At 68.4% G+C, this 18,662-nt stretch carries 14 protein-coding genes; 1 reads left to right on the plus strand and 13 read right to left on the minus strand.

Annotated elements, in window-relative coordinates:
- Nucleotides 1–26 precede the first annotated feature (26 nt).
- The 9 genes from ACPEH2_RS11320 to ACPEH2_RS11360 form a co-directional block, all read right to left on the minus strand.
- Nucleotides 27–242, minus strand: a complete 216-nt coding sequence (locus ACPEH2_RS11320) for an Rv0909 family putative TA system antitoxin (protein WP_359919730.1) — start codon at nt 240–242, stop codon at nt 27–29.
- A 137-nt stretch (nt 243–379) separates the two neighbouring features.
- Nucleotides 380–1,573, minus strand: a complete 1,194-nt coding sequence (gene tuf, locus ACPEH2_RS11325) for an elongation factor Tu (RefSeq protein WP_251581760.1) — start codon at nt 1,571–1,573, stop codon at nt 380–382.
- Nucleotides 1,574–1,720: 147 nt separating this feature from the next.
- Complete coding sequence (fusA, locus tag ACPEH2_RS11330; protein ID WP_064003335.1) at nt 1,721–3,835, minus strand: elongation factor G; 2,115 nt, start codon at nt 3,833–3,835, stop codon at nt 1,721–1,723.
- A 77-nt stretch (nt 3,836–3,912) separates the two neighbouring features.
- Nucleotides 3,913–4,383, minus strand: coding sequence for a 30S ribosomal protein S7 (gene rpsG, locus ACPEH2_RS11335; RefSeq protein ID WP_018187368.1), 471 nt, complete (start codon nt 4,381–4,383; stop codon nt 3,913–3,915).
- Between the two features lie 5 nt (nt 4,384–4,388).
- Nucleotides 4,389–4,757: a 30S ribosomal protein S12 gene (rpsL, locus tag ACPEH2_RS11340; RefSeq protein ID WP_018171438.1), complete on the minus strand. Its 369-nt coding sequence runs from the start codon at nt 4,755–4,757 to the stop codon at nt 4,389–4,391.
- Nucleotides 4,758–5,062: 305 nt separating this feature from the next.
- A complete protein-coding gene (locus tag ACPEH2_RS11345; RefSeq protein WP_423718728.1) occupies nt 5,063–6,463 on the minus strand; it encodes a DUF5684 domain-containing protein in 1,401 nt (466 codons plus the stop codon).
- Between the two features lie 53 nt (nt 6,464–6,516).
- Entirely contained in the window at nt 6,517–7,176 is a 660-nt protein-coding gene (locus ACPEH2_RS11350; RefSeq protein ID WP_064003465.1) for a hypothetical protein, read from the minus strand.
- A 65-nt stretch (nt 7,177–7,241) separates the two neighbouring features.
- The gene (locus tag ACPEH2_RS11355) at nt 7,242–7,709 is read right to left on the minus strand and encodes a hypothetical protein (protein ID WP_423718729.1); all 468 of its coding nucleotides are present in this window, start codon (nt 7,707–7,709) and stop codon (nt 7,242–7,244) included.
- A 16-nt stretch (nt 7,710–7,725) separates the two neighbouring features.
- Nucleotides 7,726–8,841: an ABC transporter gene (locus ACPEH2_RS11360; protein WP_423718730.1), complete on the minus strand. Its 1,116-nt coding sequence runs from the start codon at nt 8,839–8,841 to the stop codon at nt 7,726–7,728.
- A 131-nt stretch (nt 8,842–8,972) separates the two neighbouring features.
- Here ACPEH2_RS11360 and ACPEH2_RS11365 point away from each other — a divergent pair, with 131 nt between their 5' ends.
- Nucleotides 8,973–9,581, plus strand: a complete 609-nt coding sequence (locus ACPEH2_RS11365; RefSeq protein WP_423718731.1) for a hypothetical protein — start codon at nt 8,973–8,975, stop codon at nt 9,579–9,581.
- A gap of 4 nt (nt 9,582–9,585) precedes the next feature.
- Here the strand turns inward: ACPEH2_RS11365 and ACPEH2_RS11370 are convergent, their stop codons facing one another.
- The 4 genes from ACPEH2_RS11370 to ACPEH2_RS11385 form a co-directional block, all read right to left on the minus strand.
- Nucleotides 9,586–10,179, minus strand: a complete 594-nt coding sequence (locus ACPEH2_RS11370; protein WP_311861464.1) for a hypothetical protein — start codon at nt 10,177–10,179, stop codon at nt 9,586–9,588.
- 169 nt (nt 10,180–10,348) lie between these two features.
- A complete protein-coding gene (rpoC, locus tag ACPEH2_RS11375) occupies nt 10,349–14,224 on the minus strand; it encodes a DNA-directed RNA polymerase subunit beta' (RefSeq protein WP_423718732.1) in 3,876 nt (1,291 codons plus the stop codon).
- A gap of 41 nt (nt 14,225–14,265) precedes the next feature.
- The gene (locus ACPEH2_RS11380; protein WP_064003342.1) at nt 14,266–17,763 is read right to left on the minus strand and encodes a DNA-directed RNA polymerase subunit beta; all 3,498 of its coding nucleotides are present in this window, start codon (nt 17,761–17,763) and stop codon (nt 14,266–14,268) included.
- A gap of 268 nt (nt 17,764–18,031) precedes the next feature.
- Entirely contained in the window at nt 18,032–18,637 is a 606-nt protein-coding gene (locus tag ACPEH2_RS11385; protein WP_217528422.1) for a hypothetical protein, read from the minus strand.
- Nucleotides 18,638–18,662: the final 25 nt, after the last annotated feature.

Consider the following 18,662-nt stretch of genomic DNA (forward strand, 5'->3'; position numbering starts at 1 on the left):
CCGCGGCATCCGACCCCTCGCAGGGATCACTCGTTCCCGATACGCCGATCCACGTTGTCGCGGACCTCGTCGACCTTCGCGTCGACCGAGTCGGGAGCGACCTTCTTCACGAAATCGGCCGCGGCGTCGAGGACCTTGTCGCTGACGTCCTCGGCCTTGTCCGACTTCAGGTTCCGGTCGATCTCCTCCTTGTGCTGCTCGAGGAACTGCTTGCCCTTGTTGACCACATCGTCGATACCCATGGGATCCCTTCCGTCTCGGACCGCGGATGCCGCGGCGCGGTCAGTCTAAGACCGTCCCCACCCGATCACACACCCTTGCAGGAACGACGAAGGGGCCGGGCCCGAAGGCCCGACCCCTGTCGGTGAGTCCGAAGGACTTACTTGAGGATCTTGGTGACGGTACCGGCACCGACGGTGCGGCCACCCTCACGGATCGCGAAGCCGAGGCCGTCCTCCATGGCGATGGGCTGGATGAGCTCCACCGTCATGTCCGTGGTGTCACCGGGCATGACCATCTCGGTGCCCTCGGGCAGCGTGATGACGCCGGTCACGTCCGTGGTACGGAAGTAGAACTGCGGGCGGTAGTTCGTGTAGAAGGGGTTGTGACGGCCACCCTCCTCCTTCGAGAGGATGTAGGCAGTGCCCTCGAAGTTGGTGTGCGGCGTAACCGAACCCGGCTTCACGACGACCTGGCCACGCTCGACGTCGTCACGCTTGAGACCACGGAGGAGCAGACCACAGTTCTCGCCGGCCCAGGCCTCGTCGAGCTGCTTGTGGAACATCTCGATACCCGTGACCGTGGTCTTCTGCGTCGGGCGGATGCCGACGATCTCGACCTCGGAGTTGATGGCGAGGGTGCCACGCTCGGCGCGACCGGTGACGACCGTGCCACGACCGGTGATCGTGAAGACGTCCTCGATCGGCATGAGGAAGGGCTTGTCCTTGTCGCGGACCGGGTCGGGGATCGACTCGTCAGCGGCGTCCATCAGGTCGAGGATCGACTGGACCCACTGCTCGTCGCCCTCGAGAGCCTTGAGGCCCGAGACGCGGACGACCGGAGCGTCGTCGCCGGGGAAGCCCTGGCTGGACAGCAGCTCGCGGACCTCGAGCTCGACGAGCTCCAGGATCTCCTCGTCGTCGACCATGTCCGACTTGTTCAGCGCGACCATCAGGTAGGGAACGCCGACCTGCTTGGCGAGCAGAACGTGCTCACGCGTCTGAGCCATCGGGCCGTCGGTGGCGGCGACCACGAGGATCGCGCCGTCCATCTGAGCGGCACCGGTGATCATGTTCTTGATGTAGTCAGCGTGACCCGGGGCGTCGACGTGTGCGTAGTGACGCTTCGGGGTCTCGTACTCGACGTGCGAGATGTTGATCGTGATACCACGCTGGCGCTCTTCGGGAGCGGAGTCGATCGACGCGAAGTCACGCTGCACGTTGGTGGCCGACGGGAACTTGTCGGCGAGCACCTTCGAGATGGCAGCGGTGAGCGTGGTCTTGCCGTGGTCGACGTGACCGATCGTTCCGATGTTGACGTGCGGCTTGGTCCGCTCGAACTTGGCCTTGGCCACTGGGTCCTCCTCAGGACTGTCGTGTAGTCATCCGGGCGCTGGATTGCGACCGGGTTTCTACGGGGATGTTGTCAGTGTAGTTGACGTGACGATATTCAGTTTGGGCGGATGCCGGGGGCCGGGCCCCCGGCATCCGAAGAACGAGTGTTACTCGCCCTTGGTCTTCTGGACGATCTCGTCGGCCACCGCGCGCGGGACCTCGGAGTAGCTGTCGAACTCCATCGCGTAGACCGCGCGGCCCGAAGTCTTCGAGCGCAGGTCACCGATGTAGCCGAACATCTCCGACAGGGGGACGAGGGCGCGGACGATCTTGATGCCCGCTCCGTCCTCCATCGACTGGATCTGGCCACGACGCGAGTTCAGGTCGCCGATGACGTCGCCCATGTACTCCTCGGGAGTACGGACCTCGACGGCCATCAGCGGCTCGAGCAGCACGGGGCTGGCCTTGCGGACAGCCTCCTTGAAGCCCATCGAACCCGCGATCTTGAACGCCATCTCGGACGAGTCGACGTCGTGCGACGCGCCGTCCATGAGGATCGCCTTCACGCCCACCATGGGGAAGCCGGCGAGCACACCGACCTGCATGGCGTCCTGGAAGCCCTGGTTGGTCGGCTCGATGTACTCGCGCGGGATGCGGCCACCGGTGACCTTGTTCTCGAACTCGTACGTCTTGTCGGCCGTGACCTCGAGGGGCTCGAGCGCGAACTGGATCTTCGCGAACTGACCCGACCCACCGGTCTGCTTCTTGTGCGTGTAGTCGTAACGCTCGACGGTCTTCTTGATCGTCTCGCGGTACGCGACCTGCGGCTTGCCGACGTTCGCCTCGACGCGGAACTCGCGCTTCATGCGGTCGACGAGGATGTCGAGGTGCAGCTCGCCCATGCCCTTGATGACCGTCTGACCGGTCTCGGGGTTGAGCTCGGTGCGGAAGGTCGGGTCCTCTTCGGCGAGCTTCTGGATGGCGACACCCAGCTTCTCCTGGTCGGCCTTGGTCTTCGGCTCGATCGCGACCTCGATGACGGGCTCGGGGAACGTCATCGACTCGAGGACGACGGGCTCGCTCGGGTCGGCGAGGGTGTCACCGGTGGTGGTGTCCTTCAGGCCGATGACCGCGTAGATGTTGCCCGCGGTGACCGCGTCGACCGGGTTCTCCTTGTTGGCGTGCATCTGGAAGATCTTCCCGATGCGCTCCTTCTTGCCCTTGGTCGAGTTGATGACCTGCGCACCCGAGTCGAGCTGACCCGAGTAGACGCGGATGTAGGTCAGGCGACCGAAGAACGGGTGCACGGCGACCTTGAAGGCCAGCGCGGCGAACGGGTCGTTGGCATCGGGGTGACGCTCGATGACCTTCTCCTCGTCCTTCGGGTCGTGCGCCTCGATGGCGGGCACGTCGAGGGGCGACGGCAGGTAGTCGACGACCGCGTCGAGCATCGGCTGGACACCGCGGTTCTTGAACGCGGAGCCGCAGAGCACGGGGTAGAGCTCGCCGGCGACGGTCATCTTGCGGATGGCGCCCTTGATCTCGGCGATCGTGAGCTCCTCACCGCCGAAGAACTTCTCGAGGAGCTCCTCGTCGCTCTCGGCGACGGTCTCCAGCAGCTGCTGGCGGTACTCCTCGGCGCGGTCCTTGAGGTCGGCGGGGATCTCCTGCACCTCGTACTTGGCGCCCATGGTCACGTCACCCTTGGCGTCGCCGGGCCACACCAGTGCGCGCATCTCGACGAGGTCGATGACGCCGACGAAGTCGTTCTCGGCACCGATGGGCAGCTGCAGCACGAGCGGCTTGGCGCCGAGGCGCTTCACGATCGTGTCGACGGTGAAGTAGAAGTCCGCGCCCAGCTTGTCCATCTTGTTGACGAAGCAGATACGGGGGACGTCGTACTTGTCGGCCTGACGCCACACGGTCTCGGACTGGGGCTCGACGCCCTCCTTGCCGTCGAAGACGGCGACGGCACCGTCGAGGACGCGGAGCGAGCGCTCCACCTCGACCGTGAAGTCCACGTGACCCGGGGTGTCGATGATGTTGATCTGGTTCTTGTTCCAGAAGCAGGTGACGGCGGCCGACGTGATCGTGATGCCGCGCTCCTTCTCCTGCTCCATCCAGTCGGTGGTCGAGGCGCCGTCGTGGGTTTCGCCCAGCTTGTGGTTGACACCCGTGTAGAAGAGGATGCGCTCGGTCGTCGTCGTCTTGCCGGCATCGATGTGCGCCATGATGCCGATGTTGCGGACCTTGTTGAGGTCGGTGAGCACTTCTTGTGCCACGGGGTGTCCTTACGTGTAGTGACGGATGTCGCGGGGCGACCGGCCGGGGGTGACCCGGCCGGTCGCCGAGGTGCTGATTACCAGCGGTAGTGCGCGAAGGCGCGGTTCGACTCGGCCATCTTGTGGGTGTCCTCGCGGCGCTTCACCGCGGCACCGAGGCCGTTCGAGGCATCCAGGATCTCGTTCTGGAGGCGCTCGGTCATGGTCTTCTCACGGCGACCCTTCGCGTACGAGACGAGCCAGCGCAGCGCGAGCGTGTTCGCGCGGTGCGGCTTGACCTCGACGGGAACCTGGTAGGTCGAGCCACCGACGCGGCGGCTCTTGACCTCGAGGGTGGGGCGGACGTTGTCGAGCGCCTTCTTGAGCGTCGCGACGGCGTCCTGGCCGTTCTTCGCCTCGACGCCCTTGAGGGCGTTGTAGACGATGGCCTCGGCGATGGACTTCTTGCCGTCGACGAGGATCTTGTTCACCAGCTGGGTGACGATCGGAGCACCGTAGACCGGGTCGTTGACGACGACGCGGCGGGGTGCGGGTCCCTTACGAGGCATCTAGCTCAACCCTTCTTGGCGCCGTAGCGGCTGCGAGCCTGCTTACGGTTCTTGACAGCCTGGGTGTCCAGGGCGCCGCGGACGATCTTGTAACGCACACCGGGGAGGTCCTTCACACGACCACCGCGGACGAGCACGAGCGAGTGCTCCTGCAGGTTGTGGCCCTCACCGGGGATGTAGGCGGTGACCTCGGTCCCGTTGCGGAGCTTCACACGGGCGACCTTGCGCATCGCCGAGTTCGGCTTCTTGGGCGTGGTCGTGTACACGCGGGTGCAGACACCCGCCTGCTGCGGGTTCGCCTTCAGGGCGGGCGCCTTGGTCTTCGAGACCTTGGGCGAGCGACCCTTGCGAACCAACTGCTGAATGGTTGGCACGTTCTCTCCTTGTCGATCTGCGCGCGGCTCGCGCCGGGCACAGGTGCTGCACGGTGACAGCGTTCGTGGTTTCACCACAGATCCATCTGCACGCCGCGACCGCGACGAACGGGAGTGATGGATATGCCGTGGGGGTGGCCTGTTCGCAGGCCCTGTCCCTGGTGCGCTCGCCTCGCCTGTCCCGTGCCGAGGCACGTCGCATGGCGCGCGTGTGCGCACACCCGATCAATGATACGCGGGATGACGAAGTCGGGTCAAACGAGGGCGGACTTCACCGCGAGTGCTCAGGTGCGGATCGCCGTCGGTCAGGAACCGGCATCCGTCCGCTGCAGCCGGAGCGCCGCATCGCCGAGGAGGAACCGCTCGGCGACCTCCGCCGCCCCGCCCGGCTCGACCTCGACGTCCGTGCCGAGGGGACTGGGCAGCAGGATGCCGTTGGTCGACCCCAGATCGACGATGCGCCACACCTCGCCGCGCCGCTCGAGGCGGGCATGGGTCTTCGACACGGTCCGCGTCGGGTCGGCGATCGCAAGGAGCTGGGCACGCGGATGCGCGGGATCGGCGACGGGGTTGCGCCCCAGGATGACGACGTCGCCCGACAGGTCGGCGGTCGAGCCGTCGGGGAGCACGAGCTCCCACCGCGGGTGCCCGCGACGCACGACGACGGTGCGCTCGAGGTCCTCGCCCCACGGCGCGGGGTCCGATTCCTGTTGCTCGCGCTCCTGCGCCGAGACCGAGGAACTCGCCGACACGGGAGCGCCCGCGGCCGGCGAGCCGGGGATGGCGGAGACCTCGCCGGTCAGCTCGGGGAAGACGTCGCGTTCGGCGCGGTCGGCGCCGAACGCCGGCGGGCGCAGACGCGTGACGGGCGCCTCGTCGCGCCCCGGCACCGACGAGATGATGCCCGGCGCGGCGGCGACGGGAGGGCTCGCGTCGCGGGGCGCGTGAGGTGCGGCCTGCGGCGGGAGCGGCGCCTGCGGCGCGGTCGTGGACGTGTCGGCGATTTCCGGCAGCGCGCTGCCGGAACGCATCGTCGGCGTCGGAGCGGTCGGGTCGGGCTGCTCCCCCGTCGCCCCGGGCTCGGCGGCGAGCGTCGACGTATCGGCGGGAGCCGCCGCGGAGGTCTGCGGCGCCCAGGGCTGGGGCGCGACCGGTGACGCCGGGGCGGCCGCAGGACCCGGCCGCGCATCGTCACCTGGCGCAGGGGCGGGCGCCGGGAAGGGCGGCGGCGGCAACGGCGCGCCGAAGTCCGTCCCGAGGGATCCGAACGGCGCGTAGGGAGGCGACGCGGGCCGCGCCGCCGGATCGGGATGCAGATGGGCGGGGCGCGCGCCGCGCCACTCGGCAGGACCGAACCCCACGATCGTCGCCCAGACCGGGAACAGGAGCGCCCCGACGACGGTCATCCCGCCGCCGTAACCGAACCCGGGGTTCAGCCGGTGCACGGTCAGGATCAGGAGGATCCAGACGGCGATCGGGCCGACACCCGGCACGAGGACGAGGAGGGCGAGCCACATCGAGAATCCGCCCCAGCGCAGCAGCACGCCGATGTTGAGGAGGGGCACCCATGCGCGCCAGGGCTCCTCGCCCATCTTCCGGAAGGCGGCCGAGAGCGCCAGGGCGACCCACACGTACACTGCCGCACCGAGGACGAAGGCGAGCAGTCCCAGGACGACACCCGCACCGCTGTCGACACCCGTGATCATCCCCCCACCCTAAGTGAGCAGGATCGGCCCCCGCGGAAGGGAGCGGAGCCGCGTCAGACCCCGGGAAGACCGTCGCCCGAATCGAACGGGGCGTCGAGCGACCGGGTCAACTCGTCGAGCAGTGCCGCGATCTGGGGCTCGACGTACTGGGCCACGGCCGTCTGGATCCGGAGGCGATGCCGCAGCAGGATCGTGCATACCTCGCGCCCCACCATGCTCGCGTACTCGTCGGCGAGGCGGACCTCCTGACGGAGCGCCGCCTTCGCGTCCTCGGTGAGCGGAGGGAGCGCGGGCACCGCGGCATCCGCTTCATCCGCCAGACCCGCGATCGTGAACAGGAAGGGGGCGCCGGGGACGGGATCCGGGTCCATCGGCAGGCCGTCGAATTCCGGCTCGAGCCCCTCGGCGGGCCGGTAGGTGCGGGACCGGTTGCGGTCGGCCTGCTGGTCGAGCTCGGCCTGCAGCATCGGGAGGTTGCGTGCGGTGTAGTGCGCGACGGCGTTGTCGACGATCGTCTTGATCCGGGTCGACAGACCGTGCTGCACCCCGTGCGGCACGTCGGACCCGAGACCCGCCGCCGAGAGGACAGGAGAGCCGAGGCACCGCCGGCAGGGCGCGACCCGGCCGCGGTGCGTGGCCGGCTCCCAGCGCGGCAACCAGCGCAGCCAGGCCTCGACGGCCTGGTCCACTTGCGTCTCGAGCGAGCGCTCCACGGCTCCATTGTCGCGGAGATCCGCGCCGATCGGGGCATTTGCGCCGTGCCGGATGACGTCGCCCGTCACTCCTCGTCGTCGTCGCGCTCCCACGGCCACTGCGGTCTGCTCGCCCGCGTGCGCCCGAGCGCGATCCCGGCCCACGCCGCGACGGCCGCGGTCACCGCCAGGACGAGGAGGTACCACGACACCGCGACGTCGCCGACGGCACCGACCGCCACCGCGGGATCCGCCCCCGTCAGGGTGCCGCCGGCCGCGATCCCGACGAGATAGGCGGCGACCGCCGCGGCCGCCACCCAGAGCGCCCCGACGTAGCGGCCGCGGCGAATCGCTCCGTACCCGGTGGCCGCGAAGACGAGGGCCGCGAGCAGCATCGCCGTGATCCCGGCGCCCTGGCCGAGCGCCGGCTCGGCGAGGACGTCGGTGTCGGTCAGCAGGCTCGTGAAGCCGAAGCCGAAGATCGCGAGCGCCGCGAATCCGATCGTCGCGAAGAACGCGGCGATCGGCGGCGCGACACCGGCGGACGGCGACACCTGCCGCGGCCGCCTGTCAGTACTGCTGGAGCTGCGGGCCGGCCTCGAGGGTGCGCTCGTACTCGCGCTGGGCCTCGTCGTTGAGCTCGGTCACCCGACGACCGCGACGCGCGACCCAGGCACCGAACCACACCGTGATCTCACGACCGAGGACGAACGCGATGACGGCGAGCGGGGCGAGGAGCTGCTCCCCCATGAGCTGGGCAGCCTGAGACGGCGCGATCGACCAGAACGGTGCCTGGAACAGCTGGCCGAGCAGGTGACCGCCGTAGGCTGCGGCGCCCACGAGCAGCCCGAAGACCACCCACAGACCCCAACGACCGCGGTTGATGAAGGCGCCCAGGATCCAGAAGCCCAGGAAGAAGACCGCCACCGGCACCCAGAACGCCCAGGTGGTGAGGATCTCGAGGGTGCGGCTGCCGAGGTCCGCGACCGCGATCGGCTCGTCGAGCGCTGCGAGGCCGAGCGTGGCGGCCAGGTAGAGGAGCGCGAACACCAGCGCGGCGACCAGACCGATGGCGCCGGCGCCACCGCGATTGCCGCGTGCGCGCGGTGCCTCGGGGGCCTGCACGAAGATCGGCTGCTGCGAGTAGACAGCTGTGGGCGCGCCTGTGGCGGCGGGCTCGCTCGAGGTCACCGTCGTCGGGGTCTGGTCGGCGTGCGAGTAGGCCGCCGTGGCGACGGCCGGGGCCGCCGCGCCAGCAGCGGGAGCCGCGGTCGTCGCGGGCTCCGGGGCGTCGTCGTGGCGCGCGGGCGCGTCGACGACGTCGGTGTGGGCGGTGGATGCCTCGGAGTCGGTCTCCGCTTCGGAGTCGCTCTCCGTCGCCGCCGGACGGTACAGCGGCTCGCTCTCGACGGCAGAGGCCGTCACGGGTGCGTCGGGCTCGCTGTACTTGCCGTAGTCGATCGACAGGTCCGAACCGCGGTCGGTCGCGGTGAAATCCGCGTCACCGCGCGGGCGGTCCTCGGTGGTGCGCGAGGCGGCCTCGGCCTCGGCGAGACTGTCGTTGGCGCTGCCGACGACGTGGTCGACGTCGCGGGGCTCGCCGGTGGACGTGGACTCCTCGACGGGCTCGCCGTAGGCAGGCTCGCGCGTCGGTTCGTTCCGCTCGCCGAACTGGGGGTCGCTCATGGCGGTGTCACTCCTCACGCGGAGGCGTGCGCCACCGCTGCAGCGAGCGTATCGTCGGCGCCCCCACCCGCCGCGGAGGCGCCCCGACGTGTCTCGACGCCGCGTCCGGGTCGAGACGTATCGTGGACCCCATGTCGAGCCGACGCCCCCGCATCCGCCGTGCGCTCGTCGGCGCCCTCGCCGCCCTCACCCTCGCGGGCGCCGTGACGGCCTGTGCCCCCGAGCCCGACGCGGTGCTGCCCGCGCCGACGGATGCGGCATCCGGAACCCCCAGCCCGACCGTCACCCCCGTCGCCATCGCGGAGTTCCCGTTCGGCCCGTCGACCTCGACCACGCCGCTGCCGAAGGACTGCGAGAGCATCCTGACCCCCGGCATCCTGGACACCCTGCAGGGCATCCCGCTCAACGCACCGGGTATGGGCGGCGGCATCCGACCCGACAGCAGCCGCGTGTGCGTGTGGGCCGACCCCGGCGCGAGCCGCACGAGCCTCGTCACCGTCGTGGGCTACTCCCCCGAACGCGAGGCGCGCGATGCGCTCTACCTGCTCGGCGTCGACGAGGGCTACACCTGCTACGAGCCGGACGAGGGACTGCGGTGCGAGAAGAGCGGCACCGACGAGCTCGGGCTCCCGGTCGGGCGCACCGTCTACTGGCGCGACGGCGTGGCGATCGACACGCAGTACTCCAACCTCGCACCCCAGGGGTACACGGCGGCGATCGTCCGGTCGATCTGGGGCTGAGCGCTCAGCCTGCGCGCGACCAGACCGCGGCGGCGACGCCGTCCGCGTACTGGGTCGGATGCCACGCCTGCTGCGACGTCGACACCCACTGCCCGCCGCCGGCCTCGATCGTCTCGAGCAGGTCGCCCTCGGTGCGCGAGCAGCGCACGCGGTCACCCTCGGGGGCGCACTCGAACCCGAGCGGCGGCAACGCAGCCGTTGCGATGGCCCCGGCATCCGGCGGCACCGTCGCGACCGTCGTGGAGATCTCGCCCCGCCCGGAGGTCCAGGTGCACGTGACGAGCACCTGCGGCTCGAGAGCGGCGACGAGGTCGGCGGCCGTCGACACCGGCGCATCCGTCGAAGCGACCATCTCGGCACCCTCCGTCCACCGGAGACCGGCCCACGCCGCTTCGTTGTAGAGATCGCGGCAGCCGACGGGGGCCGAGGTCGCCGCAGCGGATGCCGTGGGTTGCGGCACCCCCGCGGCCTCGGAGATCCATCGCGAGGCGGCGGGGAACATCGGCACGGCGAGCACCAGCAGCGTCACGACGATCGCCGCGCTCACGACGCCGACGAACCACGCGAAGCCGGCGTTGCGCCCTCCCACCCCTGCCATGCGTCCCAGGGTAGCCGTCCCCCGCGCCGACGACGCCGAAGGCCCCCGGGAGATCCCGGGGGCCTTCGGTCAGACGATCACGCCTCGATCAGTTGTTCTCGCGACTTCGTCGCTCGACAACTTCAATCGGCTCGGCCGAGCGAGCAAGCTCGCTCGTCTCTCACCTCAATCAGTTGTAGCTGCCGGGGGTGAAGTCGTCGGTCGAGAAGCTGTCGAAGTCGACGTAGCTCAGGTCGGCGTCGCTGTACGCGCCGTCCGAGGCGAAGATGCGGTTCGGGTACCGCTCGCTCTTGGCCTCCTCCGTCGCCTCGACCACGACGTTGCGGTACTTCGCAAGGCCGGTGCCGGCGGGGATGAGCTTTCCGATGATGACGTTCTCCTTGAGGCCGACGAGCGGGTCGCTCTTGCCCTCCATGGCCGCCTGCGTGAGGACGCGGGTGGTCTCCTGGAACGACGCGGCCGACAGCCACGACTCCGTCGCGAGCGACGCCTTCGTGATACCCATCAGCTCGGGGCGACCCGAGGCGGGACGCTTGCCCGCCGCGACAGCCTCGCGGTTCATCTGCTGGTAGCGCTTGAAGTCCACCAGCTCACCGGGCAGCAGGTCCGTCTCGCCGTGGTCGACGACCGTGACCTTGCGCAGCATCTGGCGCACGATGACCTCGATGTGCTTGTCGTGGATCGGCACACCCTGCGAGCGGTACACGCCCTGCACGCCGCCGACGAGGTACTTCTGCACCTCGCGGGCACCCTGCACGCGCATGACCTCCTTGGGGTCGAGCGTTCCGACCTGCAGCGGCTGACCGACCACGACGCGCTGGCCGTCCTCGACGAGGAGGGTGGCGCGCTTGAGGACCGGGTAGACGTGCGGCTCGTCGCCGTTGTCCGGGGTCAGGATGACCTTCTTGGCCTTCTCGGTCTCATCGATCTTGATGACACCGTCGGCCTCGGCGATCGGGGACGCACCCTTGGGGGTACGCGCCTCGAACAGCTCCTGGACACGGGGCAGACCCTGGGTGATGTCGTCCGCCGATGCCGAACCACCGGTGTGGAACGTACGCATCGTCAGCTGGGTACCGGGCTCACCGATCGACTGGGCGGCGATGATGCCGACGGCCTCGCCGATGTCGACGAGCTTGCCGCTGGCCAGCGAACGGCCGTAGCACTTGGCGCACACACCGACGGCGGAGTCACAGGTGAGGACCGAGCGCACCTTGATGCTCTCGATGCCACCGGCGACCAGCTTGTCGATGAGGACGTCACCCACGTCGTCGCCGGCCTCGGCCAGGACGGCGCCCTGCGCGTCGACGACGTCAGCGGCGAGGGTACGGGCGAACACCGAGTTCTCGACGTTGGCGTCACGCACGAGCGTGCCGTCGGTGCCGGGAGCGGCGATCGTGAACTCGAGACCCTTGGTCGTGCCGCAGTCCTCCTCGCGGATGATGACATCCTGCGAGACGTCGACGAGACGACGCGTGAGGTACCCCGAGTCGGCGGTACGGAGGGCCGTGTCGGCCAGACCCTTACGGGCACCGTGCGTCGCGATGAAGTACTCCGCCACCGACAGACCCTCGCGGTACGAGGAGATGATCGGACGGGGGATGATCTCACCCTTGGGGTTGTTCACCAGGCCTCGCATACCCGCGATGTTGCGGATCTGCAGCCAGTTACCACGGGCACCCGAGCTCACCATGCGGTTGATGGTGTTGTCGGACGGGAAGTTGTCCCGCATCGCCTTCTGGACCTCGTCGGTCGCCTCGGTCCAGATCTTGATGAGCTCCTGACGACGCTCGGCGTCGGTGGTGAGACCCTTCTCGAACTGGCCCTGGACCTTCGCGGCCTGCTTCTCGTAGGCGGCGACGATCTCCTTCTTGTTCGGCGGCGTGAGGACGTCGCTGAGGGCGACGGTCACACCCGAACGGGTGGCCCAGTAGAAGCCGGCGTCCTTGATCCGGTCGAGGGATGCCGCGACCTCGGTCTTCGGGTACTCCTCGGCCAGCTTGTTGACGATCTGCGACAGCTTGCCCTTGTCGGCCTGCTCGCGGACGAACGGGTAGCCCTTGGGGAGCGTGTCGTTGAAGATCGCCTGACCCAGCGAGGCATCCACCAGACCGTGGCGCTCGTAGCCCTCGGGCGCTTCGCCCTCGAGGAACGTCAGACCCGGGACGCGGATGCGGACCTTGGCCTGCAGGTCGAGGGTGCCCTCGTCCTTGGCCAGGATCGCCTCGCCGACGGAGCCGAACACACGGCCCTCACCCGCAGCACCCTCCTTGATGGTCGTCAGGTGGTGCAGACCGATGATCATGTCCTGCGAGGGCAGGGTCACCGGGCGGCCGTCCGACGGCTTGAGGATGTTGTTCGAGGCGAGCATCAGCACGCGGGCCTCGGCCTGAGCCTCGACCGACAGCGGCAGGTGCACGGCCATCTGGTCACCGTCGAAGTCCGCGTTGAAGGCGGCGCAGACGAGCGGGTGGAGCTGGATGGCCTTGCCCTCGACGAGCTGCGGCTCGAACGCCTGGATGCCGAGACGGTGCAGCGTGGGCGCACGGTTCAGCAGCACGGGACGCTCGCGGATGATCTCCTCGAGCACGTCCCAGACCTCGGGACGGGTGCGCTCGACGGCACGCTTGGCGGCCTTGATGTTCTGCGAGTGACCGAGGTCGATGAGGCGCTTGATCACGAACGGCTTGAAGAGCTCGAGCGCCATCTGCTTGGGCAGACCGCACTGGTGCAGCTTCAGCTGCGGGCCGACGATGATGACCGAACGGCCCGAGTAGTCGACGCGCTTGCCGAGCAGGTTCTGGCGGAAGCGACCCTGCTTACCCTTCAGCATGTCGCTGAGGGACTTGAGGGCGCGGTTGCCGGTACCCGTGACGGGACGACCGCGGCGGCCGTTGTCGAACAGGGCGTCGACGGCCTCCTGCAGCATCCGCTTCTCGTTGTTGACGATGATCTCGGGAGCACCGAGGTCGATCAGGCGACGGAGACGGTTGTTGCGGTTGATCACGCGACGGTACAGGTCGTTCAGGTCGCTGGTGGCGAAACGGCCACCGTCGAGCTGGACCATGGGACGCAGCTCCGGCGGGATCACCGGGACGACGTCGAGCACCATCGAGGCCGGGCTCATGCCGGTCGACAGGAACGAGTTGACGACCTTGAGGCGCTTGATCGCACGGATCTTGCGCTGGCCCTTGCCCTCGGAGATCTGCAGGTGCAGCGACTCGGCCTCGGCGGCCAGGTCGAACGCCTCGAGGCGACGCTTGATCGACTCGGCGCCCATGTAGGCCTCGAAGTACTGACCGAAGCGGTCCTGGAGCTCCTGGAAGATGTCGTCTTCCTGCTTGAGCTGACCGACCTCGAGGCCCCGGAACTCGTCCCACATCCGCTCGAGCTTGGCGACCTGCTCGTCGCCGCGCTTGCGGATGGTGGCCATCTCCTTCTCGGCGGCGTCCTTGGCCTTCTTCTTCTGGTCGGCCTTGGCGCCCTCCGCCTCGAGGACGGCGAGCTCGTCTTCCAGCTTCTGCAGACGGTCGGCGACGCGGGCGTCCCGACGGTCGGCGATGTTCTTGATCTCGAGGCGGAGGTTCGCCTCGTGGGTCGGCAGGTCGCGGTGGCGTGCGTCCTCGTCGACCGAGATCACCATGTAGGCGGCGAAGTAGATGACCTTCTCGAGGTCCTTCGGCGCCATGTCCAGCAGGTAGCCCAGGCGCGAGGGGACGCCCTTGAAGTACCAGATGTGGGTGACGGGGGCGGCGAGCTCGATGTGGCCCATGCGCTCACGACGGACGGAGGACTTGGTGACCTCCACGCCGCAGCGCTCGCAGACGATGCCCTTGAAGCGGACGCGCTTGTACTTGCCGCAGGCGCACTCCCAGTCGCGGGACGGTCCGAAGATCTGCTCTCCGAAGAGGCCGTCCTTCTCGGGCTTCAGCGTGCGGTAGTTGATGGTCTCGGGCTTCTTGACCTCGCCGAAGGACCAACGACGGATGTCGTCGGCGGTGGCGAGACCGATACGAAGCTGATCGAAGGTGTGTGACTCGAGCACTGATTCTCCTGTGTCGGAATTCTGTTCGTTGCCGGTGCGGGTCAGATCTCGTCGATCGACGTCGACTCGAACCGGGTGGAGATGTTGATGCCGAGCTCCTCCGCTGCGCGGAAGGCCTCGTCGTCACTGTCGCGCAGGTTGACCTCGGTGCCGTCGGCCGAGAGGACCTCGACGTTCAGGCAGAGGGACTGCATCTCCTTCATGAGGACCTTGAACGACTCCGGGATGCCGGGCTCCTGGATGTTCTCGCCCTTGACGATGGCTTCGTAGACCTTGACGCGTCCCACGATGTCGTCGGACTTGATCGTCAGCAGCTCCTGCAGTGCGTATGCGGCACCGTAAGCCTCGAGCGCCCAGACCTCCATCTCACCGAAGCGCTGGCCACCGAACTGGGCCTTACCGCCGAGCGGCTGCTGGGTGATCATCGAGTAGGGGCCCGTCGAGCGTGCGTGGATCTTGTCGTCGACGAGGTGGTGCAGCTTCAGGATGTACATGTAGCCGACCGAGATCGGAGCCGGGAACGGCTCGCCGGAGCGACCGTCGAACAGCTTCGCCTTGCCCGAGCTGTCGATGAGACGCTCGCCGTCACGCGTGGGGTTCGTCGAGTCGAGCAGACCCGCGATCTCCTCCTCGAACGCACCGTCGAACACCGGGGTCGCGACCTTCGTGCCGGGCGCGGCCTCGCGGGCCTGCTCGGGCAGCTTCGCGGCCCACTCGGGCGAACCGTCGACCTTCCAGCCCTGCTTGGCGACCCAGCCGAGGTGGGTCTCGAGGACCTGACCGAAGTTCATTCGACCGGGGATGCCGAGGGGGTTCAGGACGACGTCGACCGGGGTGCCGTCCGCGAGGAAGGGCATGTCCTCGACGGGCAGGATCTTCGCGATGACACCCTTGTTGCCGTGGCGGCCGGCGAGCTTGTCACCGGCGGTGATCTTGCGCTTCTGGGCGATGTAGACCACGACGCGGCGGTTGACGCCCGAGCCGAGCTCGTCGTCGCCGTCCTCGGCGTTGAACTCCTTGACGGCGATGATCGTGCCCTGCTCACCGTGGGGCACCTTCAGCGAGGTGTCACGGACTTCGCGGCTCTTCTCGTTGAAGATCGCGCGGAGCAGGCGCTCCTCGGCCGACAGCTCGGTCTCACCCTTGGGCGTGACCTTGCCGACGAGGATGTCGCCGGGACGCACCTCGGCGCCGATGCGGATGATGCCGCGCTCGTCGAGGTCCTTCAGCAGGTCGGGGCTGACGTTGGGGAGGTCACGGGTGATCTCCTCCTTGCCGAGCTTGGTGTCGCGCGCGTCGACCTCGTACTCCTCGATGTGGATCGAGGAGAGCGTGTCGTTCTTCACGAGCTCCTGGCTGAGGATGATGGCGTCCTCGAAGTTGTGACCCTCCCACGTCATGAAGGCGACGAGGAGGTTCTTGCCGAGGGCGAGCTCGCCGTTCTCCGTGGCGGGGCCGTCGGCGATGACCTCGCCGACCTCGACGCGGTCGCCGGCCGAGACCACGACGCGCTGGTTGTACGAGGTGCCCTGGTTGGAGCGGTCGAACTTGCGCAGGAAGTAGTCCTGCGTGCCGCCCTCGTCGAGCTGGACGGTGACGACATCGGCCGAGACCTCGGAGACGACACCGGCCTTCTCGGCGGTGAGGACGTCACCGGCGTCGATGGCCGCGTAGCCCTCCATACCCGTACCGACGATCGGCGACTCGCTGCGCAGCAGCGGGACGGCCTGACGCTGCATGTTCGCACCCATGAGGGCGCGGTTCGCGTCGTCGTGCTCGAGGAAGGGGATGAGCGAGGTCGCGACCGACACCATCTGGCGCGGCGAGACATCCATGTAGCCGATCTCGTCGACCGGGAACAGGTCGACCTCGCCACCCTGACCGCGACGGGCGAGGATGCGGTCGTTGACGAACGTGCCGTCGGCGTTGAGCTCGACACCGGCCTGCGCGACGACGTAGTCCGCTTCTTCGGCGGCCGTCAGGTAGTCGATCTGGTCGGTGACCTTGTTGCCCACGACACGGCGGTACGGCGTCTCGATGAAGCCGAACGCGTTGATGCGCGCGAACGAGGCGAGCGAGCCGATGAGGCCGATGTTCGGGCCTTCCGGGGTCTCGATCGGGCACATGCGGCCGTAGTGCGAGGGGTGGACGTCACGGACCTCGACGCCGGCACGCTCACGCGAGAGACCACCAGGGCCGAGCGCCGAGAGGCGACGCTTGTGGGTCAGACCCGCGAGCGGGTTGTTCTGGTCCATGAACTGCGACAGCTGAGAGGTTCCGAAGAACTCCTTGATCGCGGCCACGACGGGACGGACGTTGATCAGGGTCTGCGGCGTGATCGCCTCGATGTCCTGCGTGGTCATGCGCTCGCGGACGACGCGCTCCATGCGGGACAGACCGGTGCGGACCTGGTTCTGGATGAGCTCGCCGACGGCGCGGATGCGACGGTTGCCGAAGTTGTCGATGTCGTCGACGTCGAGGCGGATCTCGGCGGGCTTGCCGGCGCGGACGCCGTCGTAGCTGACGTCACCGCGGTGCAGGCGGACGAGGTACTTGATCGTCGCGACGATGTCCTCGACGGTCAGGACCGAGTCGCTGAGCGGCTTGTCGATGCCGAGCTTCTGGTTGATCTTGTACCGACCGACCTTGGCGAGGTCGTAGCGCTTCGGGTTGAAGTAGAAGTTGTCCAGCAGCGCGCGGGCGGCCTCGGCGGCGACCTGCTCGCCCGGACGGAGCTTGCGGTAGATGTCGCGGAGCGCGTCCTCCTTGGTGAGGATCGTGTCCTTCTCGAGGGTCTCCTCGATCGAGCTGAAGCCCGCGAACTCCTGCATGATGTCCTCGCTCGACAGGCCCAGGGCCTTGAGGAAGACGGTGACGGACTGCTTGCGCTTGCGGTCGATGCGCACGCCCACCTGGTCGCGCTTGTCGATCTCGAACTCGAGCCAGGCGCCGCGGCTCGGGATGACGCGCGCCGAGACGATGTCCTTGTCGGAGGTCTTGTCGGGCGTCTTGTCGAAGTAGACACCCGGCGAACGCACGAGCTGCGAGACGACGACGCGCTCGGTGCCGTTGATGATGAAGGTGCCCTTGGCGGTCTGGAGCGGGAAGTCGCCCATGAAGACCGTCTGCGTCTTGATCTCACCGGTGAGGTGGTTCATGAACTCGGCCTCGACGTAGAGCGGGGCGGCGTAGGTCTTGCCGCGCTCCTTGCACTCCTCGATGGAGTACTTCTCGGGCTCGAGGTAGGGGTTGGTGAACGAGAGCTGCATCGTCTCGCCGAGGTCCTCGATCGGCGAGATCTCCTCGAAGATCTCCTCGAGGCCGCTGATCTCGGGCACATCGGTGCGGCCGGCGGCCTGCGCCTCGGCGACGCGTGCCTTCCACGCCTCGTTGCCGACGAGCCAGTCGAACGACTCGGTCTGCAGCGCCAGAAGGTCGGGGACCGTCAGCGTGTCGGAGATCTTGGCGAACGAGAGGCGGGATGCCCCGCGGCCGTTCTTGGTGGTGGTGGTGGAAGTTGCGTTGCGCGCAGCAGCCAAGGGAATTACCTCCGTGAGCCCGGGGAGGGCTGGTTTTCCTTGTCGTCAGGTGGAGTACTCCCGCATCCGACACCTGCGGCGCGCGCCGACGGGAACCGTCGGGGGCGCAGGCACAAGCCGACCACCATATGAGGGCAAGTAGAGGGGAGCGCAACTACTCACTATAGGACGGACGACGCGCCGTGTCCAGTCGGATCGTTGACGACTTTCGGATGCTGCGGTATAACTCGCGCCCGGTCGGCGCCGCTCAAACCCCCGGCTCCGCCGCTCAGACCCACTGCCAGGTCGCGAGAACGGACATCGCGAGCGCGTCGCGATCCTCCTGCGGCACGTCGACGCTCGAGGAGAAGGTGACGATGTAGGTCTGCCCGGCGTCGACGAGGTAGTACTGGTCGATCACGTACGGGACCTCCCCGGTCGACACGGTCGCCGTGAGGTGCGCGGACTCGGAGCCCGCCGCGGTCACCCGGTCGAGGGTCTGCACGTCGGTGGCGCCGGCGCCCTCGAGTTCGTCGATGCCGCTCTGCTCGACCTGGTCGGAGGTGACCTCGCCGCCGGGCGAGACGAGGATGTTGACGTTGTCGGGGTAGTCGTCGTCGTCCTGGAGGTCGGCGGCGAACGTCGTGGGGTCGAATGCGTCGGGGGCGCCGTCGGGGAAGCCCCAGCCGTCGGGGAGGCGGAACGTGTACTCGTCGGTCGCGACCTCCGTTCCGGTGGCGGGGGCGAACTCGACGGCTTCCGTCTGCTGCGGCGAGACCTCCTGCGTTTCGGCGGGCGGCGCGGACTCGGTGGTGCATCCGGTCAATCCCACCGCGGCCGCCGACCCCAGGGCGGCGGCGAGCGCGAGGGCGACGGAGGCGCGACGGAACGACATGCGGCCGACCCTACGCGCCGGCGGC

Source organism: Microbacterium sp. NPDC064942 (assembly GCF_049545525.1).
In the GTDB taxonomy this organism is placed as follows: Bacteria; Actinomycetota; Actinomycetes; order Actinomycetales; family Microbacteriaceae; genus Microbacterium; species Microbacterium gawkjiense.